Genomic DNA, 12,557 nt, shown 5'->3' with positions numbered 1-12,557 from the left:
AATTTTAATGCCATACAAGTTACCCAAAATCTTGTATGGCATTTTTTTATGGAAGCATTGCAAAACAGTACTGGTTTAAAGTCAAAAAAAATTGGACTAGTCCTATCTGGTGGCGGAGTACGTGGCATGGCCCATATTGGTCTTATAAAGGCCATGCAGGAATTTGGCTTGGAGGCAGAAAGCGTTGCTGGTAGTAGTGTGGGGGCTTTGGTTGGCGCACTGTATGCCAACAACACGTCCGTTTTGGATATGCTACGGTTTTTTAAGGAAACACCACTTTTTAAGTATAATTTCTTTGCCATTGCTAAACCTGGTTTATTGGATACTGAACGTTATACATCAAGCTTTAAACAATATTTTCCGCATGATAGTTTTGAGGGGCTAACTAAAGCATTATCCGTTGTAGCTACGAACTTGGAAAAGGGGGAAGAGCTCTTCATAAGCAAAGGTGAATTAATCAAGCCATTATTGGCATCGGCAGCACTACCCCCAGTTTTTAGTCCGGTAAACTATCAAGGTATGTTATATGCTGATGGTGGTATTATGAATAATTTTCCTTTAGAACCTATTCATGGTACTGTTGACTTTATTATCGGCAGCAATGTGTCCATCGTTTCAAAATTGGAGAAAAAACAGCTGAACAATTCACTTCAATTAACGGGAAGGGTAACCGGTTTAATGGTTTATGCCATTAACCGAGATAAAATAAACAGGTGTGATTTGGTAATTGAACCACATGAACTGGAACATATTGGTATTCTAGATCGTAAAGGCATAGAAAAAGCATATGCCATAGGTTATGAAAAAGCAGTTAGAGCTTTGGAGGGACTTAACAGATAGTAAAGCGTATTGAGTAATTAGTATAAAGCATTTAGTTTTTTAACCAACAACCAACAACCAACAACCAACAACCAACAACCAAATATTATACATCATCATAATCTATAACCAAAGTTGGGGTAGTAGGATGTGCTTGGCACGTAAGAACATATCCCTCTGCAATTTCACGATCTGTTAGAATTTGGTTCAGTGTCATTTCTGCTTTACCTTCCTTTATCTTCGCAATACAACTGCTACAAACACCACCTTGGCAAGAATATGGGGCATCAATATTTTGTTTTAGAACCGCGTCTAAAACGGTCATCTTTTTGTCCATCTGTAACTCAAACTCCTCATCGTCCAAAATAACTTTTAAGGAAGTTTGGCCCTCAGGAAGTACGGGCATCTCATCCTTGATTTCAGTTGCCGTAAATAGCTCAAAATGTATTTTGTCCTGTGGCACTTCATTTTCTAAAAGGGTATCCTTTACCAAAAGGATCATTTTTTCAGGTCCACATAAATAATAGCCGTCAAATGATATATCCTTGTGCTTATTTTTTAGGGCATAGTTAACGGTAGCCGTGTCTATGCGGCCAAATAACGCTTGCTCTTCTTTAGCTTGACTATTGGTGAAGTATACAAAAAACCTATTGGTATAATCTAATTCTAGCTTGACCAAATCTGTATAGAACATGGTTTCCTCATATGATTTATTACCATAAACCAATACAAATTTATTTTTTGGATTGCTGTCCAATACGGACCTGGCAATACTCATTATAGGTGTAATACCACTACCAGCGGCAAATGCAGCTATATTTTGAACATCATGGGTTGGTTTGAACACAAACCTACCTTCGGGCTCCATAATGTCTAAAACATCCCCTGCTTGTAATTTGGTATTGGCATAATCGGAAAACCCACCCCGGTCAACTTTTTTTATACCAACAGTAATACTGTCCTTTTTTGGCGATGAGCTAATGGAGTATGCCCTTCTTAACTCTTTACCCTTAATCTCCTTTTTAATAGTAATATATTGACCTGCAGTAAATGTAAATTTCTGTAAAAGTTCTTTTGGAATATCAAAAGTTACCGCTACCGAACTAGGGGTTAGTTTTTTTATTTGTTTTACTGTGAGGGAATGAAAATCTGCCATAATGATTACTACTTTAAATAGTCCGTAAAATTAAGCATTGACTACGCGATATAAAATTGGAATTATAAAAAATATTATTTCTGTAACAAATCTGCTTTTTTTATTACCAATATCTCGAACAAAAAACCAACCCTATGTTCAAAACGTTTACTTCCTTACAGTGGAAATCCTTTTTTAGATCTGCCAATCTAGGTAAAAGCATGGCCATAAAGATCATCATGATATTTTTCGGGATTTACATGTTAATTTCATTGGCAGTAGCTGGTGGAGGAATGTATTTCTTATTGAGAAAAGTTTTTCCAGACCAAAACCCAATGTGGATGATAAGCCAATATTTTGTGTATTGGGTGTTAATAGAGCTGTTCTTGCGTTACTTTATGCAGAAATTGCCGGTAATGGATATTAAACCTTTCTTGACAACCCCTGTGAAGAAAAGCTCCATAACCCATTACATTTTAGGAAGATCGGCAGCATCTATCTATAATTTTTTGTCCTTATTCTTTTTTGTTCCTTTTTGTGTAGTGCTTCTGTTTAACGCGTATCCGGTATTGAACGTTTTGCTTTGGCTTTTGGCAATTTGTGCCATTGTTATGGGTATAAACTATATTAATCTTCTTATCAATAAGAATGATAAGGCCTTAATTGCATTAGGGACATTAATTGTGGTGTTGTATGCACTTGATTATTTTGGAGTATTCTCCGCAAAAGCATTTTTTGGACCGGTATTTCATGCACTATATGCATATCCTTTAACGGTTCTAGTGCCAATAGTTTTGGCACTTCTTATATATTATATTAACTACAACTACTTGCAAAATAAGATTTACTTGGATGCCACCTTAAAAACTAAAACCGTAGAAGCAAATGCTAGTGATTTGGCATGGACTAAAAGATTTGGGGATATGGGTCCGTATTTACAATTAGATCTAAAAATGATATGGCGTAATAAGCGTACCAAATCCCAGGTATTTATTTCGCTATTGTTTGTTTTTTACGGATTGATATTCTACACACAGGATATTTATGCAGAAATGATGCCCATGAAAGCCTTTCTAGGGGTATTTATGACGGGTATATTCCTAAGTAATTTCGGTCAGTTTATCCCGGCTTGGGACAGCAGTTATTATGGCATGATGATGTCCCAAAATATTCCTTTACGTAAGTATTTGGAGTCAAAGGCTATGTTGATATCCGTAAGTGTAGTCTGCATGTTTTTGCTAACGATACCCTATGTTTACTTTGGCTGGGAGGCATTGGCCATTAACCTAAGCTGTGCGTTGTATAACCTTGGCATAAATATACCGGTCATTTTATTTTTTGGCTCCTTCAATAAAAAAAGAATAGAATTAGATCAGAGTCCTTTTGGAAATATGCAAGGGACCAGTGCCAATCAATTTTTAATCATGGTTCCTGTTTTACTCGCTCCTATTGCCTTATTTTCAATATGCTACTATCTTATTTCATTTGAAGCTGCAGTAATTCTGCTTTCGGTTTTAGGGATTATAGGTTTTGCATTGAGAAATGTTCTATTAAACAAGGTTACGGAGCAATACAGAAAGAAGAAGTATGGCATGCTTGCTGGTTTTAAAGAAAAGAATAGCTAACAATATTTATTTACAATGATAAAAACACAGAATTTAACCAAGAAATACGGTAAGCAAATCGTTTTAAACATTGAGAGCTTAGAAATTCCCAAAGGTCAAAGTTTTGGACTAGTGGGAAACAATGGAGCCGGTAAGACCACTTTTTTTAGCTTACTGCTGGATTTGATTCAGCCATCCACAGGACATATTGATAATAATGGTATACAAGTAAATACCAGTGAGGATTGGAAACCATTTACATCTTCCTTTATCGATGAAACGTTTTTGATAGGCTATCTGACCCCAGAGGAGTATTTCTATTTCATTGGCGATTTGAGAGGGCAAAACAAAGCAGATGTTAACGCATTACTATCTAAATTTAAAGATTTTTTTCATGGCGAAATACTAGGTCAAAAGAAGTATCTGAGGGACCTTTCCAAGGGAAATCAGAAAAAAGCAGGTATTGTTGCCTCATTTATAGGCAACCCTGAAGTGGTAATATTAGATGAGCCGTTTGCCAATCTAGACCCCACCACACAGATACGCTTAAAAGGTATTATTAAAGAATTGGCCGAAAAGGATAACGTAACTGTTCTTGTCTCTAGTCATGATCTGATTCATGTGACAGAAGTATGTGAACGCATTGTGGTTTTGAACAAAGGGGAGGTAGTAAAAGACATCCAAACCTCTACCGAAACTTTAAAGGAATTAGAGGCATTTTTTGCTGGATAAGCAATAATTTGTCCCAAATAAGCTTTTTTACATCAAATGCCTAAAACCGACCAGCGAGTCGGTTTTTTAATTTTACCATATTTGTTTTTTGAATAGAGAGTATCGATTTGGCTCCAATAAGTATCGATAAAGCAACAAATCCAACCTATTTTTTCGGGCTTAATTACCTAAAACCAACCTCTTGGTTTGTTAAATAGATCTTTCTAGTTAATAATTTAAGCTTTTCACACAAAAATAAATTAACGCTTTGTCGATGAACTGCATAATAATATGGTTGTTTTTTAGTTATGCATACATACGTAGACAGTCTATTTTGAAACTCAAACAGCAACTTATTTTATCCGGTCTTTTGGCAATAATGCTTTTTAATGCATGTTCCACAAAAAAGGATGCCTTTATAAATCGTAATTGGCATGCACTAAATACCAAGTACAATACTTTGTACAATGGTAATATTGCCTTTGAAGAAGGAAGGAACACGCTCAATGATAATTATCAAGATGATTATTGGGAAATACTGCCAATAGAGCGCCTAGAAGTTTCTGGTGAGATTAAACTAGATTCAGAAAATAATAACCCAAACTTTATCATTGCCGAAGAAAAGGCTACCAAAGCTATCCAACGTCATAGTATGGATATAAAGGATGAAGAGCGTAACCCAAAAACCGACGAGGCTTTTTTATTATTGGGAAAAGCACGCTATTTTGATGAAAGATACTTGCCAGCACTGGAATCCTTTAATTACATTTTAAATAAATATACAAGTAGCGACAAGCTTAACGAAGCAAGTATTTGGCGAGAGAAGGTGAACATAAGGTTGGAAAATGAGGAGCTGGCAATTAAGAACCTTAGGCGCTTAATGAAGTTTGAATCGTTAAAGGACCAGGAATATGCTGACGCAAGGGCCATGATTGCACAGGCATATATTAACCTAAACGCCCCAGATACAGCTATTCAAGAACTTAAGATTGCATCCTACTATTCCAATAAGAATCCAGAGAAGGGTAGATACTATTATATTATAGGACAATTATATAATCAATTAGGTTATAAGGATAGTGCTAATTATGCTTTTGACAAGGTGATAGATTTAAATAGAAAATCACCAAGGGTGTATATGATCAACGCTGAAATCCAAAAATTAAAAAACAAGGAGATTACCCAAGAAAACAAAGAGGAAGTACTGGAGTATTTAACTCATTTGGAAGAGAATAGGGAGAATAGGCCGTTCTTGGATAAGATTTATAGACAAATAGCTGAGTTCCATCTAAAGCAAGGGTCAGACAGTTTGGCTTTGGCGTATTTTAATAAATCACTTAGGGCCACACAAAATGAACCTAAGTTAAACGCCATGAACTATGAGAATTTGGCAACCTATAATTTTGACCAAAACGAGTATAAGGCTGCTGGTGCGTATTATGATAGTGTTTTGACCAATTTAAATGAAAACACTAAAAAATATAGGATTACAAAGAAAAAACTGGACAATCTGGAAGATGTAATCAAATATGAAGATATAGTACAATACGCAGATAGTGTAATTATGGTTTATGAACTTCCTGTAGATGATCAGATCGCCTATTTTGAGAATCATATAGCAGACTTAAAAAAAGCGCAAGAGGAAGCTCAAAAAAAGGAGAAGGATAGAATTACGGAAGGTTTTGCCGCTTTTGCAAAAAGCAAGGGAGGTAAAGAAAATAAGGGCAAATTCTACTTTTATAATTTAACTAGTTTGGGTTACGGCCAGAACGAGTTTAAAAACAGATGGGGAAATAGGGACTTGGCAGATGATTGGAGATGGTCCAACAAAACTATTGCAGCGGTTTCGGAAGCAACTGCTGAAGAAGTAGCACAAAATGGACAGACAGATGTTGCCATTAGTGATGACGAAAAATTCTCTTTGGATTTTTATATGGATAGATTACCTAAAGATATTACTGTTATTGATAGCTTAAAGGAAGGTAGAAATTTTGCCAATTATCAATTAGGAATTATTTATAAGGAAAAGTTTAATGAAAATCTTTTAGCAGCAGATAAATTGGAACAGGTGTTGGCATCCAATCCAGAAGAGCGATTGATACTTCCATCAAAATATAATCTTTTTAAGATATACGAAGAAGAGGGGAGTCCATTACAAGAGTCCATGAAAGCTAATATTATAGCAAATCATCGCGACTCCCGTTATGCTGAAATTTTACTCAACCCACAAGCGGTTTTAACGGGCAATGAAGATAGTCCAGAAAAAAAATATGAGGCACTTTTCAAAAAATTTACCCAGCAAGAGTTTTTGCAGGTGATTACTGGGGCAGAGGAGAATATTAGTCGTTATACCGGGGATCCAATAGTTCCCAAGTTTGAAATGCTAAAGGCAAATGCAATAGGAAGATTACAGGGGTACAATGATTTTAAAGAAGCCTTAAATTATGTAGCCTTAACATATCCTAATAATCCTGAGGGCAAAATGGCCGAGCAAATGATCGCTGAACAACTTCCGAAATTAGAACCAACCGAATTTTCTCCAGAAACAGATTCCAAGGGAACCTCTAATTGGAAAGTGGTTTTCCCGTTCAGGAGAAGTAACAATGATATGGCCTTGAAATTAAAGGAAACTTTGGAAAAATCTATTGAGGACCTTCGTTATAAAAATAGGGTGTCAAAAGATATTTATAATTTAGAAGAGCAGTTTGTTGTGGTGCATGGGTTTATATCTAAAGATTTTGCCTTGGGCTATGCAGAGCTTCTAAAAAACAACAAGGATTACCGTGTTGCCCATGAGAATTTTGTAATTTTATCGGACAACTATAAAGTTGTTCAAGTCCATAAGAACTTACAAGAATATAGAAATACAGTTTTAACCCCAAAACCATGAAAAATGTTTTCAGATAAACAAAAACCTAGAACTATGAACGAAATCGGAGGCCAACCAAACAGAATAGAGAAAAACACGAAAATAAAGGGAGATATTATTTCCGAAGCAGATTTTCGTATCGATGGTAAATTAGACGGAAACGTAAAGACTTCAGGTAAGGTAGTTATTGGTAAAGATGGCTATATCCACGGTAAAGTGGAATGTGTAAATGCAGATATTGAAGGGAGCTTTAATGGCGAACTTTTGGTGTCAGACTTACTTTCCTTAAAAGCAAGTGCAGTAATAGAAGGTACCGTTTCAGTATCTAAATTAGCGGTGGAACCAGGCGCTACTTTTAACGCTTCTTGTAGTATGAAAGGGAAAGGAGGCTTAGGCGGAAGCTCTAACGGTTCAGGATTTAATGGCGAGAACCCTTCTATGAAAAATGAGTCAGCAAAAGCCACAAGATAATTCAAATCTATTACGTACCGCGGCAAGTTTATCTGGGTTGGCGATACAAATGGGTGTCACAATTTATTTGGGAAACCTATTAGGAAGTTGGCTGGATGATAAATATGAAAAAACATTTTTAGAAGATACAATTACCTTACTTGCCGTATTTTTGTCCATCTACTTGGTCATAAAAAAAGTAATGGCCTTAAATAAATAGGTAAATTGTTAAAAAAAGTACTCTTATATATGGTCGTGTTCACTCTAGTGGGCGCGACTTCTTATTTTCTACAGGACTTACTTTTGTCCGAAACGGAATCTTCGTTCAACCCTATTTTGAAAAAGGCATATTGGTTCCATTATGTCTTTTCAATAGTGCTCGTTATTTTTTTTCAATTTGCCTCTAAAAGCGATAGGTTTTTTGAACAATTGGGATTCATCTATCTAGGGGTATTGGTTTTTAAGATTATGGTTTTTGCTGCGTTGTTCTATCCCCAGCTTTTAGGGGAAAAGCTTATGCCCCAGTTTTATAGGGCTTCGCTTTTACTGCCCGTGTTTATTTTTTTATTTCTGGAAGTATTTTTTATTTCCAAAATAATGCGAAGTAAAAAACTGTAAATTTTAAAGTTCTAAAATTGCGTAGTTTAGGTTATTATTAACTACTTTTGCGCAAAATTTTCAGGAGCTTAATTTTTGACAAAGAACTAATGATGCAAGTTTCAAAAACGTTTAAAACCTTATTACAGCTTATAATACTTTGTTTTTCATTACAAAGTTTTGCACTATCCGAAACTGAAAAACAAGAGGGTGCCGTTAGCACCAAGGAAGAGGTAAACGAATATATTTTACATCACATCAAAGATTCTCACGACTTTCATTTGTTTTCATATACAAATGATGAAGGGGAAAGAAAACATATAGGATTTCCTTTGCCTGTAATGGTATGGTCCAACAATGGTTTGGTAACTTTTATGTCATCAGAATTCCATCATGATGATAATGGTGAGGTAATTGTAGAGAGAAAGGGTTCTAAGTTTGTTAAGCTTCATAGTAAAATATATGAATTAAAAGCAGGTGCTTCTTCGGTTGAGTTTGATGAGGAACATCATGCGGCGAATGCACATAAAGTTTTGGATTTTTCGATTACAAAAAGTGTTTTCGGCGTATTATTGGTGGGCCTTTTTATGTTGTGGGCTTTTTCTTCATTGGCAAGACAATACAAAAACAAAAGTGTTCCTACAGGATTTGGCAGGGTATTAGAGCCATTGGTGCTTTATGTACGTGATGAGATTTCTAGACCAAATATTGGCGAAAAACATTACAGAAAATTTACTGGATACCTACTAACGGTTTTCTTTTTTATCTGGATTCTTAACTTATTAGGGTTAACTCCTTTTGGTTTTAATGTGACAGGACAATTAGCAGTAACGGCATGTTTAGCTATTTTCACTTTGGTTATTTATACCGTTAGTGGTAATAAAGATTATTGGAAACATATTTTATGGATGCCAGGTGTGCCAGTATTCGTTAAGCCTGTGCTGGCTATTATAGAATTGGCAGGAGCATTGATTATTAAGCCATTTTCATTGTTGGTACGTCTTTTTGCAAACATATCTGCTGGGCATATTGTAGTAATGAGCTTAATAGCCATTATGTTTACCTTAAAGGAGACTTTGGGTGTGGCCGGTGCAACGGCACTATCCTTTATTTTGGCATTTTTTATCACCTTAATTGAGGTGTTGGTTGCCTTTTTACAGGCCTATATTTTTACTATGCTTTCTGCCTTGTTTATTGGTATGGCAGTAGCAGAGCATGACCATGAGCATCACCATGATGAAGAAGGTCACGAAATTCCAGATGCAGAAGATGTAAGGGCGGATTTCATTTAACAACGAGTTTTTTAATTTAATATATAAATCAGTTTACTATGTACAATTTAATTGGAGCAGGTTTAATCGTAATCGGAGCAGGTATTGGACTTGGTCAAATTGGTGGTAAGGCAATGGAAGGTATTGCACGTCAACCAGAAGCGACCGGTAAAATTCAAACTGCGATGATTATTATCGCTGCACTTTTGGAAGGTTTGGCATTCGGTGCATTGTTCTTAGGAAAATAAGAACTAAAAAACCAAAGACATTTTCCTGTAACGGTTGGTTGCAGGAAATGTTCTTTAACTATTGATTGATATTTTAATTATAGATAAATGGAAACTTTATTAAACGATTTTTCGCCAGGTTTGTTCATCGTTCAGACCATACTGTTACTGGGTCTAATTTTCTTATTGGTGAAATTTGCCTGGAAACCTATTTTAAATTCTTTGAACGAAAGGGAAGCTGGGATACAGGATGCATTGGCTGCTGCTGAAAAAGCAAAGGCAGATATGCAGAACTTACAAGCAGACAATGATAGAATGTTGCAGGAAGCGCGTGCTGAGCGTGAGGCTATGTTGAAAGAAGCGCGTGAGATCAAGGATAAAATGATTGCCGATTCTAAGGAACAAGCCAAGGTAGAAGGGGATAAAATGTTGAAACAAGCGCAAGCAGCTATAGAAAGCGAGAAAAAAGCTGCGGTTGCTGATATCAAAAACCAAGTGGCAGAACTTTCTGTTGCCATTGCGGAGAAAGTCATAAAACAAGAGCTATCTAGTAATGACAGGCAATTGAAGTTGGTAGATGAAATGTTGGGCGATATCAAATTGAATTAAACAAACATGAGCAATTCTAGAGCAGCGATACGTTATGCCAAGGCCATTTTAGATTTGGCTGTAGAAAATAAGGCGATAGATGGGGTTGAGAAAGATATGCGGTCTATAGTGGGCACCATAACCGACAGCAAAGAGTTAAAGGATGTATTGGCAAATCCTGTTATATCAGGTACGGCCAAAAAAGACGTGTTATCTAAAATTTTTACCGGCAGCCATGCTATCACAGAAGGTTTGATTTCAATGTTGGTAGATAATAAAAGGGTGGCGATTTTGAATGAGGTGGCAATCAAATACATTATCCTTAACGAGCAGTTGAAAGGAAAAGATGTAGCTTATGTAACTACGGCCGTTCCAATGACAGAAGCTTTAGAAAAGAAAGTACTTAAACAAGTTGCCGCGTTAACAGGTAATGAAGTATCTATTCAGAACAAGATAGATGAAAGTATTATCGGTGGATTTGTGTTAAGGGTTGGCGATTTGCAATATGATGCAAGTGTAGCTAACAAATTAAATAATTTAAGAAGAGAATTTACAAATAGTCTATAATTAAATTTCGTTTTTAAAGAAATTTACCCTGAGCGTAGTCGAAGGGATTATCATAAACAAGAACAAAAATGGCAGGAGTAAAAGCCGCTGAAGTATCAGCAATTTTAAAGAAACAATTATCAGGATTTGATGCTACCGCTACTTTGGACGAAGTAGGAACTGTATTGCAAGTTGGGGATGGTATCGCCCGTGTATATGGTTTGGCCAATGCCCAATATGGTGAGTTGGTAGAGTTTGAGGGTGGGCTTGAAGGTATTGTGCTTAACCTTGAGGAAGATAACGTAGGTGTGGTTCTTTTAGGGCCTTCTAAATCAGTTGGTGAAGGTGCTACCGTAAAACGAACACAACGTATAGCTTCTATTAATGTTGGTGAAGGAATTGTTGGTCGTGTTGTTGACACATTGGGTAACCCAATAGACGGTAAAGGGCCTATATCTGGTAAAACCTATGAAATGCCATTGGAGCGTAAAGCACCAGGTGTAATTTATAGGGAACCGGTAACCGAACCAATGCAATCTGGTATTAAGGCCATTGACGCTATGATCCCGGTTGGTAGGGGACAAAGGGAGCTTGTGATTGGTGACCGTCAAACAGGTAAGACTACTGTTTGTATCGATACCATTTTGAATCAGAAAGAATTTTATGATGCAGGTGAACCTGTATATTGTATATATGTTGCGGTAGGTCAAAAAGCATCTACGGTAGCTGGTATTGCCCAGGTATTGGAAGATAAAGGCGCTATGGCCTATACAACTATTGTTGCTGCCAATGCATCTGACCCAGCGCCAATGCAGGTATATGCCCCTTTTGCAGGTGCTTCCATAGGTGAATATTTCAGGGACACTGGTCGTCCAGCGTTGATTATTTATGATGATTTGTCAAAACAAGCGGTTGCTTACCGTGAGGTATCCTTGCTGTTAAGAAGACCACCAGGACGTGAGGCATATCCAGGAGATGTATTTTACCTACACTCAAGATTGTTGGAACGTGCTGCGAAAGTGATCAATGATGATGATATTGCAAAGAATATGAACGATTTACCAGAGGTGTTGAAACCAATGGTGAAAGGTGGAGGTTCTTTGACCGCTTTGCCAATTATTGAAACTCAAGCTGGTGACGTATCAGCTTATATTCCAACCAATGTGATCTCTATTACGGACGGTCAGATTTTCTTGGAGCAGGATTTATTCAACCAAGGTGTTAGACCAGCTATTAACGTGGGTATCTCCGTATCTCGTGTTGGTGGAAACGCTCAGATTAAATCAATGAAAAAAGTTGCCGGTACACTAAAGTTAGACCAGGCACAGTTCCGTGAATTGGAAGCATTTGCCAAGTTCGGTTCAGATTTGGATGCGGCAACATTAAATGTCATTGAGAAAGGACGTAGGAACGTTGAGATACTAAAACAAGCTCAGAACGACCCTTTTACTGTAGAAGATCAGATTGCCATTATCTATGCCGGTTCCAAGAACCTGTTAAGGGATGTGCCAGTTGAAAAAGTAAAGGAATTTGAGCGTGATTATTTAGAATTCTTAAATGCAAAGCACAGGGATGTTTTGGATACCTTAAAAGCTGGAAAACTTACAGATGAGGTTACAGATACTTTAGCATCTGTTTGTAAGGACCTTTCTGCGAAATATAAGAGTTAAATAAGTACAGAGTGCTAAGTAGTAAGTAAGTACAAGGTATGATAATAACTTGATACTTTTTACTGCTTAC

At 36.7% G+C, this 12,557-nt stretch carries 13 protein-coding genes; 12 read left to right on the top strand and 1 reads right to left on the bottom strand.

The window, feature by feature from the left end; translation table 11 throughout:
• Positions 1-48 precede the first annotated feature (48 nt).
• On the top strand, positions 49-840 hold the full coding sequence (locus ACOCEA_RS04370; RefSeq protein WP_420754977.1) for a patatin-like phospholipase family protein: 792 nt from the start codon (positions 49-51) through the stop codon (positions 838-840).
• 85 nt (positions 841-925) lie between these two features.
• On the opposite strand, the gene ACOCEA_RS04365 is transcribed toward ACOCEA_RS04370, so the two are convergent.
• Positions 926-1,975, bottom strand: a complete 1,050-nt coding sequence (locus ACOCEA_RS04365) for a 2Fe-2S iron-sulfur cluster-binding protein (protein WP_420754976.1) — start codon at positions 1,973-1,975, stop codon at positions 926-928.
• A gap of 134 nt (positions 1,976-2,109) precedes the next feature.
• Between ACOCEA_RS04365 and ACOCEA_RS04360 the strand changes: the two genes are divergently transcribed.
• The 11 genes from ACOCEA_RS04360 to atpA all read left to right on the top strand — a co-directional run bounded on the left by ACOCEA_RS04360 (position 2,110) and on the right by atpA (position 12,487).
• On the top strand, positions 2,110-3,579 hold the full coding sequence (locus ACOCEA_RS04360; RefSeq protein WP_420754975.1) for a DUF5687 family protein: 1,470 nt from the start codon (positions 2,110-2,112) through the stop codon (positions 3,577-3,579).
• A 15-nt stretch (positions 3,580-3,594) separates the two neighbouring features.
• Positions 3,595-4,290, top strand: coding sequence for an ABC transporter ATP-binding protein (locus ACOCEA_RS04355; RefSeq protein ID WP_420754974.1), 696 nt, complete (start codon positions 3,595-3,597; stop codon positions 4,288-4,290).
• Between the two features lie 358 nt (positions 4,291-4,648).
• Complete coding sequence (gene porW / locus ACOCEA_RS04350) at positions 4,649-7,159, top strand: type IX secretion system periplasmic lipoprotein PorW/SprE (RefSeq protein WP_420755035.1); 2,511 nt, start codon at positions 4,649-4,651, stop codon at positions 7,157-7,159.
• A gap of 3 nt (positions 7,160-7,162) precedes the next feature.
• Complete coding sequence (locus ACOCEA_RS04345) at positions 7,163-7,609, top strand: bactofilin family protein (protein ID WP_420754973.1); 447 nt, start codon at positions 7,163-7,165, stop codon at positions 7,607-7,609.
• Positions 7,584-7,808: an AtpZ/AtpI family protein gene (locus ACOCEA_RS04340; protein WP_420754972.1), complete on the top strand. Its 225-nt coding sequence runs from the start codon at positions 7,584-7,586 to the stop codon at positions 7,806-7,808. The genes ACOCEA_RS04345 and ACOCEA_RS04340 overlap by 26 nt, the downstream gene beginning before the upstream one ends.
• A gap of 5 nt (positions 7,809-7,813) precedes the next feature.
• Entirely contained in the window at positions 7,814-8,206 is a 393-nt protein-coding gene (locus ACOCEA_RS04335) for a DUF6168 family protein (RefSeq protein WP_420754971.1), read from the top strand.
• Positions 8,207-8,295: 89 nt separating this feature from the next.
• A complete protein-coding gene (gene atpB / locus ACOCEA_RS04330; RefSeq protein ID WP_420754970.1) occupies positions 8,296-9,477 on the top strand; it encodes a F0F1 ATP synthase subunit A in 1,182 nt (393 codons plus the stop codon).
• A 38-nt stretch (positions 9,478-9,515) separates the two neighbouring features.
• Entirely contained in the window at positions 9,516-9,704 is a 189-nt protein-coding gene (atpE, locus tag ACOCEA_RS04325; protein ID WP_013993139.1) for an ATP synthase F0 subunit C, read from the top strand.
• Positions 9,705-9,791: 87 nt separating this feature from the next.
• Positions 9,792-10,292, top strand: a complete 501-nt coding sequence (locus ACOCEA_RS04320) for a F0F1 ATP synthase subunit B (protein ID WP_420754969.1) — start codon at positions 9,792-9,794, stop codon at positions 10,290-10,292.
• 6 nt (positions 10,293-10,298) lie between these two features.
• A complete protein-coding gene (atpH, locus tag ACOCEA_RS04315) occupies positions 10,299-10,838 on the top strand; it encodes an ATP synthase F1 subunit delta (protein ID WP_420754968.1) in 540 nt (179 codons plus the stop codon).
• A gap of 68 nt (positions 10,839-10,906) precedes the next feature.
• Positions 10,907-12,487, top strand: a complete 1,581-nt coding sequence (gene atpA, locus ACOCEA_RS04310; RefSeq protein WP_420754967.1) for a F0F1 ATP synthase subunit alpha — start codon at positions 10,907-10,909, stop codon at positions 12,485-12,487.
• Positions 12,488-12,557: the final 70 nt, after the last annotated feature.

Origin of the sequence: Maribacter luteocoastalis (genome assembly GCF_048890225.1) — a bacterium.
GTDB classification, from domain to species: Bacteria; Bacteroidota; Bacteroidia; order Flavobacteriales; family Flavobacteriaceae; genus Maribacter; species Maribacter luteocoastalis.
Note: the sequence above shows the minus strand (reverse complement) of the source record. Positions and strands in the feature narration are given on the sequence as shown.

Excerpts from the sequence above, each read along its gene's own strand:
- ACOCEA_RS04345 (WP_420754973.1), top strand. The coding sequence starts at position 7,163 with ATGTTTTCAGATAAACAAAAACCTAGAACTATGAACGAAATCGGAGGC.
- ACOCEA_RS04320 (WP_420754969.1), top strand. The coding sequence starts at position 9,792 with ATGGAAACTTTATTAAACGATTTTTCGCCAGGTTTGTTCATCGTTCAG.
- ACOCEA_RS04360 (WP_420754975.1), top strand. The coding sequence starts at position 2,110 with ATGTTCAAAACGTTTACTTCCTTACAGTGGAAATCCTTTTTTAGATCT.
- atpE (WP_013993139.1), top strand. The coding sequence starts at position 9,516 with ATGTACAATTTAATTGGAGCAGGTTTAATCGTAATCGGAGCAGGTATT.
- atpA (WP_420754967.1), top strand. The coding sequence starts at position 10,907 with ATGGCAGGAGTAAAAGCCGCTGAAGTATCAGCAATTTTAAAGAAACAA.
- ACOCEA_RS04370 (WP_420754977.1), top strand. The coding sequence starts at position 49 with ATGGAAGCATTGCAAAACAGTACTGGTTTAAAGTCAAAAAAAATTGGA.
- atpH (WP_420754968.1), top strand. The coding sequence starts at position 10,299 with ATGAGCAATTCTAGAGCAGCGATACGTTATGCCAAGGCCATTTTAGAT.
- atpB (WP_420754970.1), top strand. The coding sequence starts at position 8,296 with ATGATGCAAGTTTCAAAAACGTTTAAAACCTTATTACAGCTTATAATA.
- ACOCEA_RS04365 (WP_420754976.1), bottom strand. The coding sequence starts at position 1,975 with ATGGCAGATTTTCATTCCCTCACAGTAAAACAAATAAAAAAACTAACC.
- ACOCEA_RS04340 (WP_420754972.1), top strand. The coding sequence starts at position 7,584 with ATGAGTCAGCAAAAGCCACAAGATAATTCAAATCTATTACGTACCGCG.
- ACOCEA_RS04355 (WP_420754974.1), top strand. The coding sequence starts at position 3,595 with ATGATAAAAACACAGAATTTAACCAAGAAATACGGTAAGCAAATCGTT.
- porW (WP_420755035.1), top strand. The coding sequence starts at position 4,649 with ATGCTTTTTAATGCATGTTCCACAAAAAAGGATGCCTTTATAAATCGT.